Below are 23,000 nucleotides of genomic sequence, written 5' to 3'. Positions count from 1 at the left end.
CACCCCGTCCTTGCAATTCGGCTCCGGCTCCCCACATGCTTCGCATGAACGCTACACATACTCCTGCGAACAAGTCCGACCTGGCTGTAACGCACGTGCTGGCCCAACTCCTCGAGCGCATCGAGCACAGTTCCGAGCCCGTCGGGGCCGAGCAATATCGGTCCGTCGTCATGCACCTCGTGGATGAATTCCGCGATGTAGAACCAGGTGCCCAACTGGGCCAATTGCTCGACGCCTACCCGGCCGCCGCCGAGGTGTACGAAAATCTCAACTACCAGCATGCGGGCCTGTGCCGCACCGCGCTGGACGTATCGCTATCCGCTGAACTGGCCGCCAAGAGCGCTATAGAGCGCGCCATGAAGCGTGGCCCGGAAGCCGCCCATGAGTAAGACTGAAGTCAAGACCACCGTTCTAGAGGACGGCCTGCGCTACAAGGCGAAGGCGTCCGGATCCCCATTTCGCGCTTCGGCGTCGTTCAGCGGCGCGACGATGTCGTGCTTCATGTGCGGAAAGCACCGCGTGCGCTCGCAGATGCGCACCCGTCAATTGCTCGGCAAATCGCAGACGGTTTGCGCGCCTTCCTGCAAGGCACTCGACGAACTCGTGGCTTCCGGGGGCGGCTAAGCCCCCTTCTCGGGGGCGATCGGCCGCCGAATTAGTACTTCGTACCGCCTATCAAATCGGAAGAATTCGAACTACAGTTGGAAACAACTGACGCAACTATTTGCATCAGAGCAAAGTTCCAATTGATGGTTGATTCCATGTTTCCGATGAATTCGATAGCTCTTCAAGCCCTGAGCACGCTTCGATTCAATGCGAAAGGACGTGCCCTGTGAGCCGCCAACGCCACGTGATCATGCAGGTCGTCAAACGATCCGGCGGTGCGACGCACCACGTCGAGTTTTCGATGGACGACAACTTCGCCGAGCGACTGCGGCAATTGCGCTCGCTCGTTCCACCCCTGAACGCCCTGAACAAGCAACGCGACCTCGTCATCGACAAGGTCCGCGTGCGCTTGCCGACGGCTGTGTGGCGATGCGGCGTTGACATCGACAGCTCGGTCGACGGGTCTTGCATCGTGATCGCTGCCGAAGGTTTTTTCAATTGCGGGGCCAAGGACCGCAAGACCAAGGAAAAGCTGGTCACCTATACCTTTCCTATCGCGAGGCTGATCGAGCTTCACGTGGAGCGACCCGAGGGCGAGACTTTCTACATCCGCGACGGCATCTTCACCAATGACGAGCCGGCGGACTCAGCGGCCGGACGCTGGGTCGCTTCGCTGCATGAGCTCGACGAAATGCGTGTCCCCGAGGCGCCATCGGACTTCGACACGCTCCAGGGCGTGCCATTGCGAAGCGAGCAGGGCGCCTCGCCCACGCGCTCGGTCAGCCTGAACTGACCGTTTCTCGCTACTGAACCTTCACCTCGACGCGGCGGGCTTCGCCCGCAGAGCCGTCGCCCTGGGCTTGCGCGGGCTTGGCGAGTTCGACCTTGTCGTCAGGCACGCCCGCCATCCGAAGCGCGGCGCCTACCGCCATTGCGCGTTGCTTGGCGAGTTCGGCGTTCTTCTCTGCGTCTCCGCTGGCATCGTGGAAGCCGCTCACCACCACATGACCACCGGCCTGTACGTTCTTCGCGATGTCGGCCAGCGCTTCGTTCGCGCCGGCCGGTACTTCGGCGCTGCTGCTGGCAAAGTAGAACTTCACCACGCCGCCTTCGGTCTTGATCGACGCGCCTGAGTCCGCGGCCACCGGGGCCGATACCGGCGCAGCCGCGGCGGGGGCTGCGGGGGGGGCTGCGGGCGTAGCAGGTGCGGTTAGCGGTGCTGGCGTTTCTGCCGGCTTGGTCATTGCACCCGCTTCACCCGAATGAAACTTGACCACCAGCGGGACGATCAGGAGCGCCACGATGTTGATGATCTTGATCAGCGGATTGATGGCCGGGCCGGCAGTGTCCTTGTAGGGGTCGCCCACGGTGTCGCCGGTCACGGCGGCCTTGTGCGCCTCCGAGCCCTTGCCGCCGTGGTGGCCATCCTCGATGTACTTCTTCGCGTTATCCCACGCGCCGCCGCCCGTGCACATGGAGATCGCCACGAAAAGACCGGTCACGATGGTGCCCATCAGCAAGCCACCGAGCGCCTTCGGCCCGAGCACCAGGCCGACCAGAATCGGCACGACCACCGGCAACAGTGACGGGATCATCATTTCCTTGATGGCCGCACCAGTCAGCATGCTCACCGCGCGACCGTATTCGGGCTTGGCGGTGCCTTCCATGATGCCCTTGATCTCGCGGAACTGGCGGCGCACTTCCTCCACGACGGAACCCGCCGCCCGGCCGACGGCTTCCATTGCCATGGCGCCGAAAAGGTAGGGGATCATGCCGCCGATGAACAGTCCAACGATCACCATCGGATCGCTCAGATTGAAGTCGATCGCAAGGCCGTAGCCTTCGAGCTTGTGCGTGTAATCGGCAAAGAGCACCAGCGCCGCAAGCCCTGCGGAGCCAATCGCATAACCCTTGGTCACGGCCTTCGTGGTGTTGCCGACAGCGTCGAGCGGGTCGGTGATGTCGCGCACACTGGCTGGCAGTTCGGCCATCTCGGCGATGCCGCCGGCGTTGTCGGTGATGGGGCCATAGGCGTCGAGCGCGACGACGATGCCGGCCATGCTCAGCATCGCCGTTGCCGCCACTGCGATGCCATAGAGGCCGGCCATCGTGTAGGCGGCCAAGATTGCGATACAGACGCAGATCACCGGCCAAGCGGTCGAACGCATCGAAACGCCAAGGCCAGCAATGATGTTGGTGCCGTGGCCGGTCGTCGAAGCCTGCGCAATGTGACGTACCGGCGAATATTGCGTGCCGGTATAGAACTCGGTGATCCACACCAGTGCAGCCGTCAGCGCCAGCCCGACAAAACAGGCACCGAAAAGCTTGAGCTGGCTGCCGGTGGGAGCGATGGCGTTGTCGGGGATCAGCCAGCTCGTCACGAACCAGAACGCGATCAGCGACAGGATGCCCGCTACCGCCAAGCCCTTGTAGAGCGCGGGCATGACATTGACCATGCCTGGAGAAGCTTTCACGAAGAAGCAGCCGATAATCGAAGCGATGATCGACACGCCGCCGAGCGCCAGGGGATACATCACCGCGTTGACCGGTGCCGCGGACACCATGAGCGCGCCCAGGACCATGGTCGCGATCAATGTCACGGCGTAGGTCTCGAACAGGTCGGCGGCCATGCCGGCGCAGTCGCCGACGTTGTCGCCCACGTTGTCGGCGATCACGGCCGGATTGCGCGGATCGTCTTCAGGGATGCCCGCTTCGACCTTGCCCACCAGGTCGGCGCCCACGTCGGCGCCCTTGGTGAAGATGCCGCCGCCCAGGCGCGCGAAGATCGAGATCAGCGAAGAGCCGAAGGCGAAACCGATCAACGGATTGAGCAGGCTCGCGAGGCTCTTGTCCGGTGTGATCGTGGCGCTGCCCGCCAGGTACCAGTAGAAGGCCGACACGCCCAGCAGGCCGAGCCCCACGACCAGCATGCCGGTGATGGCCCCACCGCGAAACGCCACGTCGAGCGCCGGGCCGATGCCCTTGGTGGCCGCCTGCGCCGTGCGAACGTTGGCCCGGACCGAAACGTTCATGCCGATGAAGCCGCAGGCGCCTGAAAGCACCGCGCCGATGATGAAGCCCACTGCCGTGGTCAAGTCGAGAAAGATGGCGATCAGTATTGCAAGCACCACGCCTACGATGGCGATGGTGAGGTACTGCTTCGCGAGGTAGGCCGCCGCGCCGGTCTGGATCGCGGCTGCGATTTCCTGCATTCGGGCGTTGCCCGCGTCTTTCGAAAGAATCCAGCTGCGCGCCCAGAACCCATAAGCCACGGCCACGAGGCCGCAGACAATGGCGAGGACGAGAGGGGTGTTGCCAGTCATGCCTTTGCTTCTCCATTAGTTCGACTTAACTTTGTGGAGACGAAAGCTCGACCTGTGCGCAACGCGTACGGGTCAGTGCTTCCGCCGCGTTGCTTCCTCGAAGCCCCGGTGCCGCAAAGGCAGGGGCCGATTGGCCAACGGGTTCAATTTACAGGCAAATGCGGCTTTGTGTGCGACTGTGCCGTGACATGGAAAGTAAACTTCGGGTTTGTCCGCATCTCGCTAACCTCCTCCTACTCCTAAAGACAGACCATGTCCCTCGGCAAAGTTCACCCCGGAAAAGACGCTCCCGAATCTTTCAACGTCATCATCGAAATCCCGATGAACGCTGATCCGATCAAGTACGAAGTCGACAAGGAATCGGGCGCGATCTTCGTCGACCGGTTCATGACGACGGCGATGCACTACCCGACCAACTATGGTTATGTGCCGCAAACCCTGTCGGGCGACGGCGATCCGGTGGACGTGCTGGTCATCACGCCCTACGCGCTGGTGCCTGGCGTGGTGGTGCCGTGCCGGCCCATCGGCATCCTCATGATGGAAGACGAAGCAGGCGTGGACGGCAAGGTGCTGGCCGTTCCGACCGACAAGGTGCTGCCGATCTACAGCCACTGGAAGAAGGTGGAGGACGTGAACCCGATGCGCCTGAAGGCCATCACGCACTTCTTCGAGCACTACAAGGATCTCGAAGCCGGCAAGTGGGTCAAGGTGCTGGGCTGGGAAGGCATCGACTCGGCCAAGAAGGAAATCATGGACGGCATCGCTAACTTCAACAAGTAAGTTTCGCGGTCGATCATTTTTCAGGGCGTCTCGTGGCATGTGTCGCGAGGCGCTTTTTTCATGCCTTCATTCTTGTTGGCGGAATGGGCTGCGCTCTTCGAGATGGTCCATGTAGTTCTCGATGCCCGCGCCTTCGCGTTCCAGAAAGCGCTCGACCGCGTCGGCGAAAGACGGGTGCGCCAGCCAATGCGCGCTCGTGGTCTTGACCGGCATCAGCGCGCGCGCCATTTTGTGTTCGCCCTGCGCGCCGCCTTCGAAGCGCAGAACGCCATGCTCGATGCACCACTGCAGCGGCTGGTAGTAGCAAGCCTCGAAGTGCAGGCAGTCGACCCGTTCGAGCGCGCCCCAGTAGCGGCCGTAGGCGATGAGCGGATGCTCCGATGCGTTGCTTCTGCCGACGCCGGCGGACAATGTGATCAGGCTCGCCGCGATCGGCTTGCCGCCGCGCTCGGCGATGAAGAGCAGCCAGGCTTCCGGCATGCTCGCCGCCATGCGATGAAAGAAGTCGCGGTTCAGATAGGGCGGATTGCCGTGCTCGCGGTAAGTGCGCGCATAGCAGCGATAGAAGAAATCCCAGTCGGCGCTGTCAATGTCGGTTCCACGCGACCAGCGAAAGCTCACACCTGCCTCATGGACCTTGCGGCGCTCCTGGCGGATCTTCTTGCGCTTGTCATGAGCCAGGCTCGCAAGGAACGCGTCGAAATCGCTCCATTGCGCGTTGTTCCAATGGAACTGGACCGTGTGCCGCAGCATGAGTCCGGCGTCGGCGCACGCAGCGATATCTTCGTCGGCGCCGAAAAGCAGATGCAGGGAAGACACTTCCGTCTGCTCACACCAGGCGACCAAGGCTCGTGCCAAAAGCGCTCGGCTGATGTCGTCGCGCGCGAGCAGCCGGGTACCCGGCACGGGCGTGAAAGGCACCGCGACGACCGCCTTGGGGTAGTAGGCCAGCCCGTGCTGCTCGTACGCATTGGCCCAGGCCCAATCGAAGACGTACTCCCCGTACGAATGGTCCTTGACATAGAGCGGGCATGCCGCCAACAGCTGCTTGCCGCGCCAGAGCGCCACGAAGTGCGGCGCCCATCCTGTCTTCGGCGAAGCGCTGCCGCTGGCGTCGAGCGCGTTCAGGTAGGCATGGCGCATGAAGGGGGAGGGCGCGGCCTGCTTGGCGAGCAAGCCGTCCCACGCGGCGGCGTCGATCTCGGCGATCGAGCGATGGATGCGAACGATAGGGTCAGTCACTGCAAACTCGTCAACTGCGGCGGGCCCCGAGCGTCTCGGCCACGTAAATGCCGCCGAGCACGAGGGCCAGCGCTACCGCGTGGTAGATCGACAGGGGCTCGCCCAGGATCATCACGGCCAGCAGCGGCCCGAAGATCGGAACCAGATTGAGAAAAACGCCGGCCCGCGCCGGCCCGATCAGTCCCACTGCGTGAATGAAGGTGATCTGCGAAATGAAAGACGGCAGCAGGCCGACGAAGATCACCAGTGCGATGCCCCTGCCCGTGGGCATGAAGAACTGGCCCATTGCGACCTCCGCAGCCACCAGCGGCAGTGAGACCAGGCACGCCACCAGGGCGGTGGCAGCAAAGAAGACGATCGCTGGCACCGCGGGTCTTCTGCGCAGACCCAGTGCATATCCCGCATACAGGAGGCACGCGATCACCATCCAGACGTCTCCGACATTGAACGCAAGACTCGCCAGCAACGCAAACTCACCGCGAGACGCGACGACCGCGATGCCGGCCAGTGTCATGACAACGCCCACGATCTGCAGGCCAGTGATGCGCGTGCCGAAGAACAAAAAGCTGCCGACCAGCACCAGCACGGGAATGGTGCCCTGAATGATCGCGATATTGATGGCCGTTGTGTGATGGGCCGCCGCATAGAACAGCGCGTTGAAACCCGTGAAGCCGAGCGCACCCATCAGCACGATGGACCGCCAGAACGGCAGCAGGGAGCGCCAGTGCATGGCGATCTGTTGCCGCGACGTAAGACCGAGCGCAAGACAGCAGACGATCCAGCGCGAGAAGGTCAGCATCATCGGCGAGACCTCACCCACGGCGAGCCGCGCAGCCACGGCATTGGCGCCCCAGATCAGCGTGGTGAAGACCAGCAGCAGATAGGCCTGGCCCTGTGGGCTCGGAACGACGGAATCGAAGAAGGCGGAAATTGAAGAGCCGGTGCGCATCGCTTCATGAGGGTAACAGCCCCTGCGATGCCGCGTGGCCCGAGGGTTGCAAGGCGTGGGCGCCGATATGTGGATGACATAATCGATCAGCCCTTTGTTTGCTCTCATATGACTCTGAAACTCGCCATCGCGCAGCTCAATTTCGTGGTCGGCGACCTTACCGGCAATGCGCACAAGATCGTCGACGCCGCGCGATCCGCCTATCAGCAAGGGGCACGCCTCCTGCTTACACCGGAGCTTTCGATCTGCGGCTATGCGGCGGAAGACCTGTTCCTGCGGCCCGCCTTCGTTGCCGCCTGCGACGATGCCGTAAAGGTGGTGGCCGCCGAACTCGCCGATCTCGATGGCATGGTGGTTGTGGTTGGCCATCCGACGGGCGGCAGCCTGCGCAGCAAGTCGGTCGCCGTGCAATTGCGGCACAACGCGGCCAGCGTGCTCAGCGAAGGGCGCATCCTCGAGACTTACGCCAAGCGCGAACTGCCCAACTACCAGGTTTTTGACGAGCGCCGGTATTTCACGCCCGGCGAAGGCGTCTGTGTGTTCCAGGCGGGCGGCGTCTCCGTCGGCCTGCTGATTTGCGAAGACGCCTGGTTCGACACTCCCGCGCGACTTGCCAGGGAGGCGGGTGCCGAAGTGCTCGCGGTCATCAACGCGTCGCCGTTTCACGTCGGCAAGGGCGGCGAGCGCCTGACGCGCATGGCCGAGCGCGCTCAGGCGGTGGGCCTGCCGCTGGTGTATGCGCACCTCGTCGGCGGCCAGGACGAAGTGGTCTTTGACGGGGGCTCCTTCGCGCTGCAGGCTGAAGGCACGCGCGCGCTGCAAGCGGAAAGTTTCAAGGAACAACTGGTCCTCGCGCAAATGGAGCGCAGTGCGCAAGGGATGCGCTTCATGCCCGACGACTCCGCCGCCTCGGCACCGCGCGAAGCCGAAGCGCAACTGTGGGACGCCCTCGTACTCGGCGTGCGGGACTACATCGGAAAGAACGGCTTTCCGGGCGCGATCCTCGGCCTTTCGGGCGGGATCGACTCGGCGCTTGTGCTCGCGGTTGCGGTCGATGCGCTCGGCAAGGACAGGGTGCGGGCCGTGATGATGCCTTCGCCGTACACCGCTGACATCAGTTGGATCGATGCGCGTGAAATGGCTCGGCGCATGGGCGTGCGCTACGACGAAATCTCGATCAAGCACACTTTCGAGTCGTACCTCGGTGCATTGGCCAATGAGTTCGAGGGGCTGCGCGAAGACACCACCGAAGAAAACCTCCAGGCGCGCATCCGCGGTACCTTGCTGATGGCGCTGTCGAACAAGTTCGGCTCTATCGTGCTGACCACCGGCAACAAGAGCGAAATGGCGACGGGCTACTGCACGCTTTACGGCGACATGGCGGGGGGCTTCGCGGTCATCAAGGATCTGCTGAAAACAACGGTGTTCGCGCTGGCACGCTGGCGGAATGCGCATGACCCCTACGGCACAGGCCACGAGCCAATCCCCGAGCGCATCATCACGCGCCCGCCGAGCGCCGAGTTGCGGCCGGACCAAACCGATCAGGACAGTCTGCCGCCCTACGACATCCTTGATGGCATCCTGTCGCGCTACATGGAAGACGACGAAGGGATCGACGAGATCATCGCGGCGGGCTATGACCGGGACGTGGTCGAAAGAGTGGCGCGCCTGATCAAGATCAACGAGTACAAAAGGCGTCAGGCACCCGTGGGAATCCGGGTCACCCATCGCAGCTTCGGCAAAGATTGGCGCTACCCTATTACCAGCAAATTCAACGAAACCGCCGGAAGAAAGCCCCTATGAAGCAAATCACTGCCATCCTCAAACCGTTCAAGCTCGATGACGTGCGCGAGGCCTTGGCCGAAGTGGGCGTCACTGGCCTCACCGTGACCGAAGTGAAAGGCTTTGGCCGCCAGAAGGGTCATACCGAGCTGTACCGTGGCGCTGAATACGTGGTCGACTTCCTGCCGAAGATGAAGGTCGAGGTGGTGGTCAACGAGGCGGATGTCGATCGCTGTGTCGATGCGATCGTCAGCGCTGCGCGCACCGGCAAGATCGGGGACGGCAAGATCTTCGTGACGAACGTGGAGCGGGTCGTGCGCATCCGCACGGGGGAAGAGGACGAAGCTGCGGTCTGACGGCTGGCTCGCCCCCAGGCTGCGCGCACTTCGTGTCGCTTCGCCTTCCCCCTGCCCGGGGGCAACACCGGCGGCCCGGCAAAGCCGGTTCCGCGGTGTTTCTGGAAGGAACTCGTTGCGACGCGGTCCTTATAGGATCTGGGCTAATTTGTCGGACTTGGGGTGGCGGGTGTGCTCTTGCCGGAGTGCTTCCAGGAGGGCGGGCGCGTCGGTGGCGGAGCGGATGAGGTCCATTTGCCATTCGCCCATGAAGCCTTCGCGGACGCTGTGGGCGAGGAAGGCGAGGAGGGCGTCGTAGTAGCCGGCCACGTTGAGGATGCCGACTGGCTTGTCGTGGTAGCCGAGTTGGCGCCAGGTCCAGATCTCGAACAGTTCCTCGAAGGTGCCGATGCCGCCGGGCAAGGCGAGGAAGGCGTCGGCTCGCTCGCCCATCATGGCCTTGCGCTCGTGCATGGTGTCTACAACGTGAAGCTCGTCGCTTTGGCGGTTGGCGAGTTCCCTGTCGACGAGGGCCTTGGGGATGATGCCGACGACACGGCCGCCGGCCGCACGGGTGGCGTCGGCGACGGTGCCCATCAGGCCCGTTCGACCGCCGCCGTAGACCAGCTGGCCGCCTTGTTCGCCGATCCAGCGGCCGACCGTCTGGGCGGCGGCGGTGAATTCGGCTTGCTCACCTGGGCGGGAGCCGCAATAAACGCATATCGAAAATCTAGGAGTCATCTCCGTATCATGCCGCGCCAGCGTGACGTTCGGGCTCCGGGGCCATGCGTCAACCCGCCAGGCGCTGCCAAACTGCGGTGATCCAGACGCCGGCGCACAGGAGGATGGACACAAGCACCGCGGCGCTGCCCACGTCCTTCGCCGTCTTGGAAAGTGGATGCCACTCGGCACCCACTCGGTCGATGGCGGCCTCGATGGCCGTATTGAGCAGTTCGACGATCACCACGAGAGCCAGTACGGCAAGAAGCAGCGCGATCTCCATCCAGCGCTGGCCCACCCAGAACGCAGACGGCACCATGACGATGGCGCAATAGATTTCCTGCCGGAATGAGGGCTCCTGCCAGCCGGCGCGGAAGCCGTCGACTGAAATCCGCGCTGCGTGCCAGATGCGAACCAAACCCCGACGTGCTTTTTGCGGGTTGGCCGTTTCCGTGGTGCTCATCTGCGGCTGAGCGGCTTCGACGGAATCAGGCGCGTGCCAGCCCATGCGTCATGCCAGAACTGTCGCTCTGGCTGAAACCGGGCCAACAGCGCCCACACCAGGACCCAGCCAAAAACCAGCACCGACGCTTCGCCGCCGCCGAGCTTGAACGGGGAGATGGCGGCCAGCGGCGGCAAGAACCAGATCCAGCTCAACAAATATCGCAGCAGCGCGCGACCTTGCGTCAGGGGTCGCCCGAAACGGTCAACGACCCGGATCCCCCAGGTTTTCATGGCGAGGGTCTGCCCCTTCGACCAAAACCAGACGAAGTAGACGCCGAATACCACGAACAGGAAGGCCTGCAGCAGATGCCGGCGGGAATCCATGCCGTCGCGCATCTGCCCGAGGGTGCTGAAAAGCCAGCCTGCAACGAACACTACCGCAAACAGCAGCATGCCTTCATAGAGCCAGCAAGCCATGCGGCGCCACAGACCGGGTGCTGGCAAAGCGGGCGAGGCGGGCGAGACAGGCGGACTCTGTGCGGGCGCTCCAGCGGCGGCAGCACGATCGGAGCCAGGGGTGCCGGAGGACGTGGAAGACATCGACAGCGGCTCAGGGCGCGGAGGCGGGTTGGTCGGACACGCGCACGGGCGCTTCAGATGCGGACGGAGCCGGCACCTGAGCCTCTGCGCTCACGGGCGGAAAGGAAGCCGAGGCTGCGGACGTGGGTGCGGGCGCGGGCGTGTTTGCCGCAGATGGCGCGGGCACCGGATGTGCCGTTCCCACAGGCGCAGAAGCCGCCGCGGCAGTGGTCGCGGGCGGGGCCAGCTGTATGCGGGGCATGTGCAGGTTGTCGGGGCCGACGGCGGGGACGGGCGCCAGCTTCTGGCGTGGCACTGGGCGGATCGTCGATGCCGCGCCTGGAGATTTCACGGTCGTGGCACGGGCCGCCAGCTTGCTTTTTTCTTCGTCGCTCAAGGCTTGGTAGGCCTCCCACTTCGCCTTGCGCTCGTCAGCGGGGACTTGCTTGACGTCCGCGAAGTTGAGCCGCGCCTGTTCTCGCTGCTGATTGCTCAGCTTTGCCCATTCGGTCATTCGGCTATGGAGAACTTCCTGATCCGACGCAGGCAAGCTGGCGTAATCGCGCGAAATGGCAAGCCATTTGCGCTTGTGAGGCTCGGTCAGCTCGTCCCAGTACAGGGCCAGCGGTTGTAGGGCCTTTTGCTGGCGGGCGGTGAGCTCGCGCCAGAGCGGCTTCGAGGGGGGCTTGGGCGCGACTGCGGAGGTGGTTGCCGAGCCGGTCGCTTTGCCCGGCTGGGCCTTGGCCGAAGTCGCGGCCATACCGCAGGCACACAGCAAAAGACCCGCGCTCAGCCACACGGCCGCCCAGGTGTGCGGCCGCGCGAGGCTGCGCGCTTCGGCGCGAGAAAGAGGGCGTAGCGGCATTCGGTGCGCGGCAATCAGTGTTCGGGCTCGGTGTCGGACGTCTTCAGGAACTGGGCAAATCCCGGGTCGGTATAGGCCGCCGGCGGGAGCGCGTCGGTCAGGAGCGCCGAGTCGATCGCGGCCAATTCGTTGGTGCGGTTGTCGTCCTGCATCACGCTGATCGCCACGAGCCCCGCGACGAGCGCGACGAGGGGGACGACCGATCCGATGCGGGTCCACCAGCGGGCGCCCAGCCCGAGCGACGCACTACCGCCGTGCGACAGGACGACCGGCGCACTGCGAACGTGTTCAACGACCTTCCGACGCGCCATCGCCTGCGCCCGGGCGACGCGGAGCCTTTCGCTGACCTCGTGCGAAAGTTCTACATTGCCGGCCGAGAGCCGGGCGGCCACGCGGCGGCCGAACTGCTCCTCAAGTGCAGCGGAAGAGGCGGAAAGCGATGTATTCATAGCGAAATTCCCTTGGCTTTGAGCGCCTTGCTCAAGGCGTGAACGGCGCGCGAACAGTGAGTCTTGACGCTACCTTCGGAGCACCCCATTGCAGCGGCCGTCTCGGCGACATCCATTTCCTCCCAGTAACGCATCAGAAAGGCCTCACGTTGACGACCGGGGAGCGCGGCAATTTGTTCCTCGATTTCGCGGAAGACCTGAGCCCGCCGTGTCGTGTCTTCGGCGCTTTCGGTTTCCTGGCCGTTGGTCGAGAGCTGGAAGTGCTCCAGCAGGTCGAAATCACCGTCATCGTCCAGGCTCTCGAAATCGCTTAGATTGGAGAAAAGCGCCTTGCGCGTCTTCTGCCGCCGGAACCAGTCGAGGGTGCAATTGGAGAGGATGCGCTGGAAAAGAAGCGGCAGCTCGTTGGCCGGCTTGTCGCCATAGTGCTCGGCCAGCTTCATCATGCTGTCCTGGACGATGTCCAACGCGGCTTCTTCGTCCCGCACGTGATAGACGGACCGCTTGAACGCGCGACGTTCGACGCTCTTCAGGAAGTCGGAAAGTTCTTTTTCAGTGGCCAAGCGAATCTGGCGCCGGGGACGCGCCGAGTGGGAAAGTGTCTCGAGGACATCGGGTTTTCTTGTCGCCGCGGATTATGCCCCGCACCCATCCTGGCCGTGAGAAGGGGCGCCGGTTGCTCTTTGGGCGCCACTTCCGGTGTCATAATCCGCGCTGCTAGTCAAAAGGCAAACGGGTCACGGTCCGGCGGTATGACAAATTCGCCCATGGTCGTGGCCTCAAGTCCTGACGCGGCTTCAAGAGAGCTGGCGAAGGGGCACCCAAGGTTTTTCGTTCCCGAAAATCACAAAGGTTGATCATGGAAATCTCAAAGGCGGAAATCACTTCCGCGGCAGCCGCATCCTCCGCGATGGGCAATCAAACACAAGAGCTCATGGGCGCCGAAGTGCTGGTCAAGGCACTGCAGGCTGAAGGCGTCCAGTACGTCTGGGGCTACCCCGGCGGCGCGGTGCTCTACATCTACGACGCGTTCTACAAGCAAGACACCATCCAGCATGTGCTGGTGCGGCACGAGCAAGCCGCTGTGCACGCCGCCGACGGGTATGCGCGCGCCACCGGCGAGGTCGGCGTGGCGCTGGTCACTTCCGGTCCCGGGCTGACCAATGCGGTCACCGGCATCGCGACCGCCTACATGGACAGCATCCCGATGGTCATCATCTCGGGGCAGGTCCCGACTGCTGCGATCGGGCTCGATGCATTCCAGGAATGCGACACGGTCGGCATTACCCGTCCCATCGTCAAGCACAACTTCCTCGTCAAGGATCCCAAGGATCTGGCGCTGACGATGAAAAAGGCCTTCCACATCGCACGCACCGGCCGTCCGGGCCCGGTGGTGGTGGACGTGCCCAAGGACGTTTCATTCAAAAAGGTACCGTACAGCGGCTATCCCGACAAGGTGGAGATGCGCTCGTACAACCCCGTGCGCAAAGGCCATGGCGGCCAGATCCGCAAGGCCCTGCAGCTTCTGCTGGCTGCCAAGCGCCCCTACATCTATACCGGCGGTGGCGTGCTTCTCGGCAACGCGACGAACGAGTTGCGCGCGCTGGTCGACATGCTCGGCTACCCGGTCACCAACACCTTGATGGGTCTTGGCGCCTACCCGGCAAGCGACCGCAAGTTCCTGGGCATGCTCGGCATGCACGGCACCATCGAAGCCAACAACGCCATGCAGAACTGCGATGTGCTGCTGGCGGTCGGCGCCCGGTTCGATGACCGCGTGATCGGCAATCCCAAGCACTTTGCACAGAACGAACGCAAGATCATCCACGTCGACATCGATCCGTCGAGCATCTCCAAGCGGGTGAAGGTCGACATCCCGATCGTCGGCGACGTGAAGGACGTTCTCACCGAACTGATCTCGATGATTCGCGAAAGCTCCGTCCGCACCGATGCGGCGGCGCTCGCCAACTGGTGGGAGACCATCGAGAGCTGGCGCGGCAAGGATTGCCTCAAGTACGACCGCGGCAACAAGGACGTCATCAAGCCGCAATACGTGGTCGAAACCCTCTGGAACATGACCAAGGACGCCGACACGTACGTCACGTCGGACGTCGGCCAGCACCAGATGTGGGCGGCCCAGTACTACCGTTTCGACGAGCCGCGTCGCTGGATCAATTCGGGCGGTCTTGGCACGATGGGTGTCGGCATTCCCTATGCGATGGGCGTCAAGCTCGCCAAGCCCGAATCCGAGGTGTTCTGCATCACGGGAGAAGGCTCGGTGCAGATGTGCATCCAGGAGCTTTCGACCTGCCTGCAATACAACACGCCGATCAAGATCTGCTCTCTCAACAACCGCTATCTCGGCATGGTGCGGCAGTGGCAGGAGATCGAGTATTCGGGCCGCTACAGCCACAGCTACATGGACGCGCTGCCCAACTTCGTGAAGCTGGCCGAGGCCTATGGCCACGTGGGTCTGCTGATCGAACGCCCCCAGGACGTCGAGCCGGCATTGCGCGAAGCACGCAAGCTCAAGGACCGCACGGTGTTCATGGATTTCCGCACCGATCCGACCGAAAACGTGTTCCCGATGGTCAAGGCAGGCATGGGCATTACCGAAATGCTCCTCGGCTCCGAAGACCTCTGACGCAATGTCCCTCGTCCCCGTGTCCGCAGGGACCGGGTTTCCAGTCAATTTTTACGACAAATCTATTGCCCGCCAAGCCCGCGCATTACCGTGCGCGGGGGAGGGCGGCGAAAAGAGGAGTCCTCTCGCCATGAAACACATCATTGCCGTGCTGCTCGAGAACGAGCCCGGTGCACTCTCCCGCGTCGTCGGCTTGTTCTCGGCGCGCGGCTACAACATCGAATCGCTGACCGTTGCGCCGACCGAGGACCCCAGCCTCTCGCGCATGACCATCGTCACCGCCGGCTCGGACGACGTGATCGAGCAGATTACCAAGCACCTCAACCGGCTGATCGAAGTCGTCAAGGTCGTCGACCTGACCGAAGGCGCCTACACCGAGCGCGAGCTCATGATGGTGAAAGTGCGCGCAGTCGGCAAAGAGCGTGAAGAGATGATGCGCATGACCGAAATCTTCCGCGGGCGCATCATCGACGTGACCGACAAGAGCTACACCATCGAGCTCACTGGCGATCACGGCAAGAATGACGCGTTCCTCGAAGCCATCGATCGCGGCGCGATCCTCGAAACCGTCCGTACCGGCGCAAGTGGCATTGGCCGGGGCGAGCGCATTCTGCGCGTCTGAAAACAAAGTTCCACATCCACCGAATCAACGAAGGAGAAATCTCATGAAGGTCTACTACGACAAGGACGCTGATCTCAGCCTCATCAAGGGCAAGACGGTTGCAATCATCGGCTACGGCAGCCAGGGCCACGCACACGCGCAGAACCTGAACGACAGCGGCGTGAAGGTCGTCGTCGGCCTGCGCAAGGGCGGCGCTTCGTGGCCCAAGGTCGAGAAGGCCGGCCTCAAGGTGGCCGAAGTGGCAGATGCCGTGAAGGCAGCCGACGTGGTCATGATTCTGTTGCCTGACGAGCAGATCGCCAACGTCTACAAGAACGATGTCGCGCCGCACATTAAGGAAGGCGCTTCGCTCGTCTTCGCGCACGGCTTCAACGTGCACTATGGCTTCGTGCAGCCGCGCGCGGATCTGGACGTGTGGATGGTGGCACCGAAGGCGCCCGGTCACACCGTGCGCAGCACCTATGCCCAAGGTGGCGGCGTGCCCCATCTGATCGCCGTGCATGCCGACAAGAGCGGCAAGGCGCGCGACCTGGCTCTGTCGTATGCCACAGCCAATGGCGGCGGCAAGGCCGGCATCATCGAGACCAACTTCCGCGAAGAAACCGAAACCGACCTGTTCGGCGAACAAGCCGTGCTGTGCGGCGGCACCGTCGAACTGATCAAGGCCGGTTTCGAGACGCTGGTGGAAGCCGGCTACGCCCCTGAAATGGCGTACTTCGAATGCCTGCACGAGCTGAAGCTGATCGTCGACCTGATCTATGAAGGCGGCATCGCCAACATGAACTACTCGATCTCGAACAACGCCGAGTACGGCGAGTACGTGACCGGCCCGCGCATCGTGACCGAAGAAACCAAGAAGGTCATGAAGCAGGTTCTGAAGGACATCCAGACGGGTGAATACGCCAAGAGCTTCGTGCTCGAAAACGCGGGCGGCGCGCCCACGCTGATCAGCCGTCGCCGCCTCAACGCCGAGCACCAGATCGAAGTGGTCGGCGAGAAGCTGCGGGCCATGATGCCTTGGATCAAGAAGAACAAGCTGGTGGACCAGACCCGCAACTGATCGGGGCCTTTTTCATAGCTTGCAGGGGCCACCGATCGGTGGCCCTTTTCTTTCGGGGCGCCGCGGCGCCTGAACTACACTGCCTCCGATGCGATCGTCCCCCCTATTTGCCGTGATTTCCGAAGCCTGTTGCACCCTCCTGACGTGCACTGGAGGCCGGTTGCATGCATGACGACACGCTTCCTGATGATGCGCCGCCGCGCAAGCGTCGAAAAGGCATCTACATCCTCCCGAATCTGTTTACCCTTGCAGCGCTGTTCGGAGGCTTCTATTCGATCGTGATGGCGATGAATGCGCGCTTCGATCTCGCGGCGCTGGGTGTCTTCGCGGCGATGATCCTCGACAGCCTGGATGGGCGGGTCGCGCGCATGACCAATACTCAGAGCGCGTTCGGCGAGCAGATGGATTCGCTATCCGACATGGTGTCTTTTGGCGCGGCGCCCGCGCTGATCGCGTACGAATGGTCGCTCAAGGGCCTCGGCCGCTGGGGCTGGATTGCTGCCTTCGTCTATTGCGCGTGCGCTGCGCTGCGACTTGCGCGTTTCAACGTCAATACCGGCGTCGTCGACAAGCGCTGGTTCCAGGGCCTCCCTTCGCCCGCGGCGGCGGCGCTCGTGGCGGGCTTCATCTGGCTCATGACCGAATGGGGCAAGCGCGGCGGTGAGGTGCTTTATCTCTCCTGGCAGCAGATCACCTGGATTACTTTCGCCTTCACTTTGTACGCAGGGCTCTCGATGGTGACCAACGCGCCGTTCTACAGCTTCAAGGACGTGCAGGTGAAGCGCAGCGTTCCATTTGCCGTGATCGTGCTGATCGCACTTGGGATCGCTGTCATCAACATCCATCCGCCGACCGTACTGTTCAGCCTGTTCGTGGCCTACGGCCTCAGTGGATATGTTGTCTATGGATGGCGCAAGGCCAACGGACAGCCGGTGAGCGTGATCAGCATTTCGACGGACGAGCCCGACGAACGCGGTCTCCACAACTGATCAGGCCTGTGCTACATTCGCGCCTCCCATGAACAAGATTTCGCTGGCCCTACTACTAATCCCCCACGGGCGGAGAAGGTAGCGCGCGCGCAAATCCCTCACCACGGCCCGTTCGCACCAGCAACGGGCCGTTTGTTTTGGGGTTGCTGGTTGATCCAACCACAGCGAGAAATATCAGATGTTGAAGCAACCCAACCTCAAGTACCGTGCCTCCGCACCGGTCGGCCTCAAGGATCGCACTTGGCCTGACGCCGTGCTGAGCCAGGCTCCCATCTGGCTGTCAACTGACCTGCGTGATGGAAACCAGGCGCTGGTGGAGCCGATGGACATCGCCCGCAAGATGCGGATGTTCGAGACGCTGGTTGCGATCGGCTTCAAGGAAATCGAAGTGGGGTTTCCATCCGCGTCGCAAATCGAGTTCGACTTCGTGCGCAAGCTCATCGAGGAGGACCGCATCCCTGATGATGTGACCATTCAGGTACTCACCCAGGCGCGCGACCACCTGATCGAGCGCACCTTCGAGGCGCTGCAGGGCGCGCCGCGCGCGATCGTTCACCTGTACAACGCCGTGGCCCCAATCATGCGCCGGGTCGTGCTCGGCATGGACGAGGACCAGATCGTCGAACTCGCCACATCGCATGCGCGCATGTTCAACGAATTGGCGGCCAGACAGCCGAACACCCGGTGGACATTCCAGTACTCGCCCGAAATGTTCTCGGGCACCGATCTCGCGTTTTCGAAGCGCGTGGTCGATGCAGTGACTGAGGTTTGGGCGCCAACGCCGGCCCACAAGTGCATCGTCAACCTGCCGTCGACCGTCGAGCACTCGACCCCGAACCTCTTCGCGGACATGATCGAATGGATGCACCGCAACCTCGCCCGCCGGGATGCAATCGTGCTTTCAGTGCACCCCCACAATGATCGCGGCACCGGCACTGCGGCCGGCGAGTTTGCGCTGATGGCAGGCGCCGATCGCATCGAAGGCTGTCTTTTCGGCAACGGCGAACGCACCGGCAACCTCGATCTCGTGAACGTGGCGCTCAATCTCTACACCCAAGGCGTCTCGCCTGGATTGGACTTCTCGAACATCGACGAAATCCGGGCGACGGTCGAGCACTGCAACCAGCTTCCGGTGCATCCGCGCCATCCCTACGTAGGCGATCTGGTTTACACGTCGTTCTCCGGTTCGCACCAGGACGCGATCAAGAAGGCATTCAGCGCCCGCAAGGACGGCGACGTCTGGGACATGCCCTATCTGCCGATCGACCCGAAGGACGTCGGCCGCAGCTACGAAGCCGTGATCCGCGTCAACAGCCAATCGGGCAAGGGTGGCATTTCCTACCTGCTCGAGAGCGAGTACGGATTGGAGTTGCCGCGCCGCCTGCAGATGGAGTTCAGCCAGACTGTGCAGCGCGTGATGGACGTCGCTGGCAAGGAACTCACCGCAGCCGACCTCTGGGACCTGTTCGAGAGCGAATACGGCCTCAGGGACGAAATCGGGCCGCAGCATCGCGTGCTCGAAGAGCAGGGCGAGGGCGCAGACGCATCGGTGGTCCTGCGCGCCGACTTGCCCTGGAACGGCGAAATTTGCCGAATCGAAGGTCGTGGCAACGGACCGATCGACGCTTTCATCCATGCCATTGCCGGTGCCACCGGTCATGCCCTGCGCGTGATCGACTATCACCAGCATGCCATTGGCGCGGGCGCCGACGCGCAAGCCGTGGCCTACCTTGAGTTGCGCGTGGACGAGGCGGTCACGCTGTTCGGCGTCGGAATGGATGCCAACATCATCTCGGCTTCGCTCAAGGCGATCGTTTCGGGCCTGACGAGGGCTCGGACGCAGACGGCGGTCAGCGCACAATCGGTGCCCGAACCTGTCTGATGAGCGGCAGAGGAGGGCCGCAGCGGCGCGCCCTCCGCCTCGCGCTGAATAAAGGAGATCCACGATGGCTGACAAACTGATCATTTTCGACACGACCTTGCGCGACGGCGAGCAGTCGCCCGGCGCGTCCATGACCAAGGACGAGAAGTTGCGCATCGCGCGTCAGTTGGAGCGCCTGCGAGTCGACGTCATCGAAGCCGGCTTCCCGGCGAGTTCGAATGGCGATTTCGACGCCGTGGCGGCGATCGCCACTGCCATCAAGGACTCCACCGTTTGCGGTCTTTCGCGTGCCAACGACCGCGATATCTCACGCGCGGCCGAAGCGCTCAAGAGTGCGGCCAATGGCCGGATCCACACCTTCATCGCCACGTCGCCGCTTCATATGGAGAAGAAGCTGCGGATGACACCCGACGAGGTCTTCGAGCAGGCCAGGCTTTCCGTCCGCTTTGCGCGCAACCTCGTCGCCGACGTCGAGTTCAGCCCCGAAGACGGCTATCGGAGTGATCCAGACTTTCTCTGCCGGGTGCTAGAAGCGGTCATCAACGAAGGCGCGACGACGATCAATGTCCCAGACACGGTGGGTTATGCCATACCGGAGCTCTACGGCAATTTCCTCAAGATGTTGCGCGAGCGCATCCCGAACAGCGACAAGGCGGTTTGGTCGGTGCACTGCCACAACGACCTGGGCATGGCGGTTGCCAATTCGCTCGCGGGTGTGAAGATCGGCGGCGCCCGGCAGGTCGAATGCACCATCAACGGCCTGGGGGAGCGCGCGGGCAACTGCTCCCTTGAGGAAGTCGTGATGGCAGTGAAGACCCGCAAGGATTACTTCGGGCTCGAGTTGGGCATCGATACGCGCCACATCGTTGCCGCAAGCCGCATGGTGAGCCAGACGACGGGGTTTGTGGTGCAGCCCAACAAGGCTGTGGTCGGCGCCAATGCCTTTGCTCATGCGTCCGGCATTCACCAGGACGGGGTGCTGAAGGCGCGCGACACATACGAGATCATGAGGGCGGAGGACGTGGGCTGGGCGGCCAACAAGATCGTCCTCGGCAAGCTCAGCGGTCGCAACGCGTTCAAGCAACGCTTGCAGGAACTGGGCGTGACGATGGAAAGCGAAGCGGACATCAACGCCGCGTTCGCCCGGTTCAAGGAGCTTGCCGACCGAAAAAGTGAAATATTTGACGAAGACATCCTCGCGCTCGTCAGCGACGAAGAACTCTCGCACGTTGGAGAACAGTTTGGCTTTGTGTCCTTGTCGCAGCACAGCGAAACGGGCGAGCGTCCCAAGGCTCGCGTCGTGTTCACGGTCAGCGGCAAGGAAGTCACTGGAGAGTCCGACGGCAATGGCCCGGTGGACGCTTCGCTGAAGGCGATCGAGTCGCATGTGAAGAGTGGCGCCGAGATGGTGCTCTATTCAGTCAATGCGATCAGCGGATCGACCGAAAGCCAGGGGGAGGTGACAGTGCGATTGCAGAATGCGGGCCGCGTGGTCAACGGTGTGGGGGCGGATCCCGATATCGTGGTCGCGTCGGCCAAGGCTTATTTAAGTGCGCTCAACAAGTTGCAGAGCCAAGCTGAGCGAGTGGCAGCACAAGGCTAGTTTCTCGTGCTCCTTGTTTTCGATTGAAGAAAAGGATGCAAGTAACTGATATTGCGCGTTTTTTTTGATTTCGATACACTGCGGTTTTCTTTGTCGCCGCTGGAGATTTTTAATGCCCGAAGCCCGTCCCCACCGAGTTTCCAGCCAGCGGTTTCTTCCCGCCTTTCGCCTACTCGCCGTCGCGCTTTGCGCCACGGCGTTTTTATTGCCCGCTGCCAATGCGGCCAAGAAAGAGCCCACGAAGAAGACCCTGAACGCGGATACCAAGCGCAAGACGGTCTCGAGCACGCGCACTGCGGTGTCCAAGCGCAGCACGAGCGCCGCGAAGAGCGAGAAGGTTGTCAGCGGCGGACGCAACGTGGTCGCATCCATTCGCAAGAAGAATGGCCGTACCGAAGTGGCCGTGCAGCGGCGCTCGGTCGTTCGCGTCGCCGAACCTGCCCGCCAATCCTTCGGCCAGATCGCCGGCTTGCACAGCACGGAGGATGCACTCGATCTGAAGTCGAGCGTTGCCCTCGTCATCGATCAGGACACGCACGAAGTGCTGCTCAGCAAGAACGATCACGCCGTTCTGCCGATCGCTTCGTTGACCAAGCTCATGACAGGCCTGCTCATCAGCGAAGCCCAGCTTCCAACGGATGAGCTGATCACCATCACCCAGGACGACGTCGATACCGAGAAGAGAAGCAGTTCGCGCCTGACCGTCGGCTCGACCCTGCCGCGCGGCGAGTTGCTGCACCTGGCCTTGATGTCGAGCGAGAACCGCGCGGCCCATGCTCTTGGCCGTACATACCCGGGCGGATTGACGACTTTCGTCAGCGTCATGAACGCCAAAGCCAAGATGCTCGGCATGAAGGACACCCGGTATGTCGAACCGACCGGCCTATCGAGCCGCAATCAATCCAGCGCGCAGGATCTTGCCCTGCTCGTGAATGCCGCCTATTCCGATCCGACGGTGCGGCAACTATCGACCTCGCCGGAATACCAGGTCGAAGTCGGCAATCGCGTGTTGCAGTTCAACACCACCAACCGGCTCGTCAAGAGTCCTGACTGGGACATCGGCGTTCAAAAGACCGGCTACATCTCTGAGGCGGGCCAGTGTCTTGTGATGCAGGCGAAGATCGCGGGCCGCAAGCTGATCATGGTGTTCCTCGACTCGGCCGGCAAGTTCAGCCGCATAGCCGACGCCGAACGTGTGCGGCGCTGGGTGGAAGCGAACCACATGGTGAGCAAGGCTGCGCAGCAGCGCCTGGCGGCAAACAACGCAGGATGATTCCACCGCAGCCCTTCAAGGGCTATGGCGATGCGGCGCTCGCGGCGTCGGCCTTGTAGCCGAGCGCGTTCGATATTTCGTTGGCGGTCGCTTGAAGCTTGGGTAGCCATCCATCATCCAGGCGATCCGCCGGTGCGGAGATCGAGAGACCGGCAACCAGCTTTCCCTGATCGTCGTAGATGCCTGCCGCCATGCAGCGCACGCCGAGTTCGAGCTCCTCGTTGTCACGCGCGATGCCGTACTGGCGAGCCTTCGAAAGCTCCCTCTCGAGAATCGGCAGCTGCGTGATGCTGTTGCGCGTGTGGCCAGCTAACCCGGTGCGCGTGGCGTAGCTTCGGACGCGCTGGGGTTCATCCACCGCCAGAAAGAGCTTTCCCGTTGAGGTCAGATGCAACGGAGCCCGGCCACCGATCGCGCGCACCACCTGCATTCCCGAGCGTTCGCTATAGGCCCGCTCGATGTAGACGATCTCGTCGCCCTGGCGCATGCTCAGGTTCACCGGTTGTTGGGTCAGTTTGTGCAGCTCCCGCATGGGCGCCATCGCGGCGTCCCGCACGTTGAGGCGTCCCTTGACCAGATTGCCGAGTTCCAGCAGGCGCATGCCGAGCCGGTAGCTTCCAGCTTCGGGGCGATCCACGAAGCGGCCGACCGCCAGGTCGTTCAGGATGCGGTGCGTGGTCGACGGATGAAGCCCCGTTTTCTCGCTGATCTCCTTGAGCGATATCGCCTCTTCGCGTGAAGCGAGGACGTCGATCAAGGAAAACATTCGCTCGATGACCTGGATCACGGGCGTGGCTGGAACGTCGGATTGGATTTTTCGCATGTGCAACACGGTTTTGGACCGGTCGCGATT

General features: G+C 62.7%; 23 protein-coding genes. 13 read left to right on the top strand and 10 right to left on the bottom strand.

Annotated elements, in window-relative coordinates; all coding sequences use genetic code 11:
- The first annotated feature begins 44 nt into the window (after positions 1 to 44).
- The 3 genes from AC1DEK_RS17020 (at position 45) to AC1DEK_RS17010 (ending at position 1,399) form a co-directional block, all read left to right on the top strand.
- Complete coding sequence (locus tag AC1DEK_RS17020) at positions 45 to 389, top strand: hypothetical protein (RefSeq protein ID WP_478126449.1); 345 nt, start codon at positions 45 to 47, stop codon at positions 387 to 389.
- Positions 382 to 624: a hypothetical protein gene (locus AC1DEK_RS17015; protein WP_478126448.1), complete on the top strand. Its 243-nt coding sequence runs from the start codon at positions 382 to 384 to the stop codon at positions 622 to 624. Before AC1DEK_RS17020 ends, AC1DEK_RS17015 begins: the two co-directional genes overlap by 8 nt.
- 208 nt (positions 625 to 832) lie before the next feature.
- The gene (locus AC1DEK_RS17010) at positions 833 to 1,399 is read left to right on the top strand and encodes a hypothetical protein (RefSeq protein WP_478126447.1); all 567 of its coding nucleotides are present in this window, start codon (positions 833 to 835) and stop codon (positions 1,397 to 1,399) included.
- 10 nt (positions 1,400 to 1,409) lie between these two features.
- Here the strand turns inward: AC1DEK_RS17010 and AC1DEK_RS17005 are convergent, their stop codons facing one another.
- Positions 1,410 to 3,929 carry a sodium-translocating pyrophosphatase gene (locus AC1DEK_RS17005; protein ID WP_478126446.1) on the bottom strand — a complete coding sequence of 840 codons (2,520 nt, stop codon included), beginning with the start codon at positions 3,927 to 3,929 and terminating at the stop codon, positions 1,410 to 1,412.
- 252 nt (positions 3,930 to 4,181) lie between these two features.
- Here AC1DEK_RS17005 and ppa point away from each other — a divergent pair, with 252 nt between their 5' ends.
- A complete protein-coding gene (gene ppa / locus AC1DEK_RS17000; protein ID WP_478126445.1) occupies positions 4,182 to 4,709 on the top strand; it encodes an inorganic diphosphatase in 528 nt (175 codons plus the stop codon).
- A 66-nt stretch (positions 4,710 to 4,775) separates the two neighbouring features.
- Here ppa and AC1DEK_RS16995 read toward each other — a convergent pair whose 3' ends face one another.
- Together AC1DEK_RS16995 and AC1DEK_RS16990 are read right to left on the bottom strand one after the other, a co-directional pair.
- A complete protein-coding gene (locus AC1DEK_RS16995; RefSeq protein ID WP_478126444.1) occupies positions 4,776 to 5,951 on the bottom strand; it encodes a GNAT family N-acetyltransferase in 1,176 nt (391 codons plus the stop codon).
- Between the two features lie 10 nt (positions 5,952 to 5,961).
- Positions 5,962 to 6,900 carry a DMT family transporter gene (locus AC1DEK_RS16990; RefSeq protein ID WP_478126443.1) on the bottom strand — a complete coding sequence of 313 codons (939 nt, stop codon included), beginning with the start codon at positions 6,898 to 6,900 and terminating at the stop codon, positions 5,962 to 5,964.
- Positions 6,901 to 7,008: 108 nt separating this feature from the next.
- Between AC1DEK_RS16990 and AC1DEK_RS16985 the strand changes: the two genes are divergently transcribed.
- Both AC1DEK_RS16985 and AC1DEK_RS16980 read left to right on the top strand, forming a co-directional pair.
- Positions 7,009 to 8,703 carry an NAD+ synthase gene (locus AC1DEK_RS16985; protein ID WP_478126442.1) on the top strand — a complete coding sequence of 565 codons (1,695 nt, stop codon included), beginning with the start codon at positions 7,009 to 7,011 and terminating at the stop codon, positions 8,701 to 8,703.
- Positions 8,700 to 9,038 (top strand): P-II family nitrogen regulator, encoded by a 339-nt coding sequence (locus AC1DEK_RS16980; RefSeq protein WP_286565984.1) that lies wholly within the window; start codon positions 8,700 to 8,702, stop codon positions 9,036 to 9,038. The genes AC1DEK_RS16985 and AC1DEK_RS16980 overlap by 4 nt, the downstream gene beginning before the upstream one ends.
- A 129-nt stretch (positions 9,039 to 9,167) precedes the next feature.
- Here AC1DEK_RS16980 and AC1DEK_RS16975 read toward each other — a convergent pair whose 3' ends face one another.
- From AC1DEK_RS16975 to AC1DEK_RS16950, 6 genes are read right to left on the bottom strand one after another with little or no spacing between them, the layout of a single operon-like run.
- On the bottom strand, positions 9,168 to 9,758 hold the full coding sequence (locus AC1DEK_RS16975) for an LOG family protein (RefSeq protein ID WP_478126441.1): 591 nt from the start codon (positions 9,756 to 9,758) through the stop codon (positions 9,168 to 9,170).
- A gap of 49 nt (positions 9,759 to 9,807) precedes the next feature.
- Complete coding sequence (locus AC1DEK_RS16970; RefSeq protein ID WP_478126440.1) at positions 9,808 to 10,200, bottom strand: diacylglycerol kinase; 393 nt, start codon at positions 10,198 to 10,200, stop codon at positions 9,808 to 9,810.
- Positions 10,197 to 10,781, bottom strand: a complete 585-nt coding sequence (locus tag AC1DEK_RS16965; protein WP_478126439.1) for an RDD family protein — start codon at positions 10,779 to 10,781, stop codon at positions 10,197 to 10,199. Before AC1DEK_RS16965 ends, AC1DEK_RS16970 begins: the two co-directional genes overlap by 4 nt.
- A 10-nt stretch (positions 10,782 to 10,791) precedes the next feature.
- Positions 10,792 to 11,625, bottom strand: coding sequence for a DUF3106 domain-containing protein (locus tag AC1DEK_RS16960; protein WP_478126438.1), 834 nt, complete (start codon positions 11,623 to 11,625; stop codon positions 10,792 to 10,794).
- Between the two features lie 14 nt (positions 11,626 to 11,639).
- Positions 11,640 to 12,074 (bottom strand): DUF3619 family protein, encoded by a 435-nt coding sequence (locus AC1DEK_RS16955; RefSeq protein WP_478126437.1) that lies wholly within the window; start codon positions 12,072 to 12,074, stop codon positions 11,640 to 11,642.
- Positions 12,071 to 12,637 (bottom strand): RNA polymerase sigma factor, encoded by a 567-nt coding sequence (locus AC1DEK_RS16950; RefSeq protein WP_478126436.1) that lies wholly within the window; start codon positions 12,635 to 12,637, stop codon positions 12,071 to 12,073. Before AC1DEK_RS16950 ends, AC1DEK_RS16955 begins: the two co-directional genes overlap by 4 nt.
- Before the next feature lie 296 nt (positions 12,638 to 12,933).
- On the opposite strand from AC1DEK_RS16950, the gene AC1DEK_RS16945 reads away from it, so the two are divergent.
- From AC1DEK_RS16945 to AC1DEK_RS16915, 7 genes are all read left to right on the top strand, one after another.
- On the top strand, positions 12,934 to 14,718 hold the full coding sequence (locus AC1DEK_RS16945; RefSeq protein ID WP_478126435.1) for an acetolactate synthase 3 catalytic subunit: 1,785 nt from the start codon (positions 12,934 to 12,936) through the stop codon (positions 14,716 to 14,718).
- Positions 14,719 to 14,848: 130 nt separating this feature from the next.
- Positions 14,849 to 15,340 (top strand): acetolactate synthase small subunit, encoded by a 492-nt coding sequence (gene ilvN, locus AC1DEK_RS16940; RefSeq protein WP_478126434.1) that lies wholly within the window; start codon positions 14,849 to 14,851, stop codon positions 15,338 to 15,340.
- A gap of 43 nt (positions 15,341 to 15,383) precedes the next feature.
- Complete coding sequence (gene ilvC / locus AC1DEK_RS16935; RefSeq protein WP_478126433.1) at positions 15,384 to 16,400, top strand: ketol-acid reductoisomerase; 1,017 nt, start codon at positions 15,384 to 15,386, stop codon at positions 16,398 to 16,400.
- Positions 16,401 to 16,564: 164 nt separating this feature from the next.
- A complete protein-coding gene (gene pssA / locus AC1DEK_RS16930) occupies positions 16,565 to 17,389 on the top strand; it encodes a CDP-diacylglycerol--serine O-phosphatidyltransferase (protein WP_478126432.1) in 825 nt (274 codons plus the stop codon).
- A 178-nt stretch (positions 17,390 to 17,567) separates the two neighbouring features.
- Positions 17,568 to 19,271 carry a 2-isopropylmalate synthase gene (leuA, locus tag AC1DEK_RS16925; protein WP_478126431.1) on the top strand — a complete coding sequence of 568 codons (1,704 nt, stop codon included), beginning with the start codon at positions 17,568 to 17,570 and terminating at the stop codon, positions 19,269 to 19,271.
- 64 nt (positions 19,272 to 19,335) lie between these two features.
- On the top strand, positions 19,336 to 20,874 hold the full coding sequence (locus AC1DEK_RS16920; RefSeq protein WP_478126430.1) for a 2-isopropylmalate synthase: 1,539 nt from the start codon (positions 19,336 to 19,338) through the stop codon (positions 20,872 to 20,874).
- A gap of 112 nt (positions 20,875 to 20,986) precedes the next feature.
- Positions 20,987 to 22,147, top strand: coding sequence for a serine hydrolase (locus AC1DEK_RS16915; protein WP_478126429.1), 1,161 nt, complete (start codon positions 20,987 to 20,989; stop codon positions 22,145 to 22,147).
- A gap of 22 nt (positions 22,148 to 22,169) precedes the next feature.
- Here the strand turns inward: AC1DEK_RS16915 and AC1DEK_RS16910 are convergent, their stop codons facing one another.
- Positions 22,170 to 22,970 (bottom strand): IclR family transcriptional regulator, encoded by an 801-nt coding sequence (locus tag AC1DEK_RS16910; RefSeq protein WP_478126428.1) that lies wholly within the window; start codon positions 22,968 to 22,970, stop codon positions 22,170 to 22,172.
- Between the last annotated feature and the right edge of the window lie 30 nt (positions 22,971 to 23,000).

It is taken from the genome of Variovorax sp. 10N420, from assembly GCF_056394705.1.
The sequence above is the reverse complement of the archived record's forward strand: the minus strand, read 5'-3'. Positions and strand labels throughout refer to the sequence as shown.

Coding starts and splice junctions, on each gene's coding strand:
- AC1DEK_RS17020 (WP_478126449.1), top strand. CDS start 45: ATGAACGCTACACATACTCCTGCGAACAAGTCCGACCTGGCTGTAACG.
- AC1DEK_RS17015 (WP_478126448.1), top strand. CDS start 382: ATGAGTAAGACTGAAGTCAAGACCACCGTTCTAGAGGACGGCCTGCGC.
- AC1DEK_RS17005 (WP_478126446.1), bottom strand. CDS start 3,929: ATGACTGGCAACACCCCTCTCGTCCTCGCCATTGTCTGCGGCCTCGTG.
- ppa (WP_478126445.1), top strand. CDS start 4,182: ATGTCCCTCGGCAAAGTTCACCCCGGAAAAGACGCTCCCGAATCTTTC.
- AC1DEK_RS16990 (WP_478126443.1), bottom strand. CDS start 6,900: ATGCGCACCGGCTCTTCAATTTCCGCCTTCTTCGATTCCGTCGTTCCG.
- AC1DEK_RS16985 (WP_478126442.1), top strand. CDS start 7,009: ATGACTCTGAAACTCGCCATCGCGCAGCTCAATTTCGTGGTCGGCGAC.
- AC1DEK_RS16980 (WP_286565984.1), top strand. CDS start 8,700: ATGAAGCAAATCACTGCCATCCTCAAACCGTTCAAGCTCGATGACGTG.
- AC1DEK_RS16975 (WP_478126441.1), bottom strand. CDS start 9,758: ATGACTCCTAGATTTTCGATATGCGTTTATTGCGGCTCCCGCCCAGGT.
- AC1DEK_RS16970 (WP_478126440.1), bottom strand. CDS start 10,200: ATGAGCACCACGGAAACGGCCAACCCGCAAAAAGCACGTCGGGGTTTG.
- AC1DEK_RS16965 (WP_478126439.1), bottom strand. CDS start 10,781: ATGTCTTCCACGTCCTCCGGCACCCCTGGCTCCGATCGTGCTGCCGCC.
- AC1DEK_RS16960 (WP_478126438.1), bottom strand. CDS start 11,625: ATGCCGCTACGCCCTCTTTCTCGCGCCGAAGCGCGCAGCCTCGCGCGG.
- AC1DEK_RS16955 (WP_478126437.1), bottom strand. CDS start 12,074: ATGAATACATCGCTTTCCGCCTCTTCCGCTGCACTTGAGGAGCAGTTC.
- AC1DEK_RS16945 (WP_478126435.1), top strand. CDS start 12,934: ATGGAAATCTCAAAGGCGGAAATCACTTCCGCGGCAGCCGCATCCTCC.
- ilvN (WP_478126434.1), top strand. CDS start 14,849: ATGAAACACATCATTGCCGTGCTGCTCGAGAACGAGCCCGGTGCACTC.
- ilvC (WP_478126433.1), top strand. CDS start 15,384: ATGAAGGTCTACTACGACAAGGACGCTGATCTCAGCCTCATCAAGGGC.
- pssA (WP_478126432.1), top strand. CDS start 16,565: ATGCATGACGACACGCTTCCTGATGATGCGCCGCCGCGCAAGCGTCGA.
- leuA (WP_478126431.1), top strand. CDS start 17,568: ATGTTGAAGCAACCCAACCTCAAGTACCGTGCCTCCGCACCGGTCGGC.
- AC1DEK_RS16920 (WP_478126430.1), top strand. CDS start 19,336: ATGGCTGACAAACTGATCATTTTCGACACGACCTTGCGCGACGGCGAG.
- AC1DEK_RS16915 (WP_478126429.1), top strand. CDS start 20,987: ATGCCCGAAGCCCGTCCCCACCGAGTTTCCAGCCAGCGGTTTCTTCCC.
- AC1DEK_RS16910 (WP_478126428.1), bottom strand. CDS start 22,970: ATGCGAAAAATCCAATCCGACGTTCCAGCCACGCCCGTGATCCAGGTC.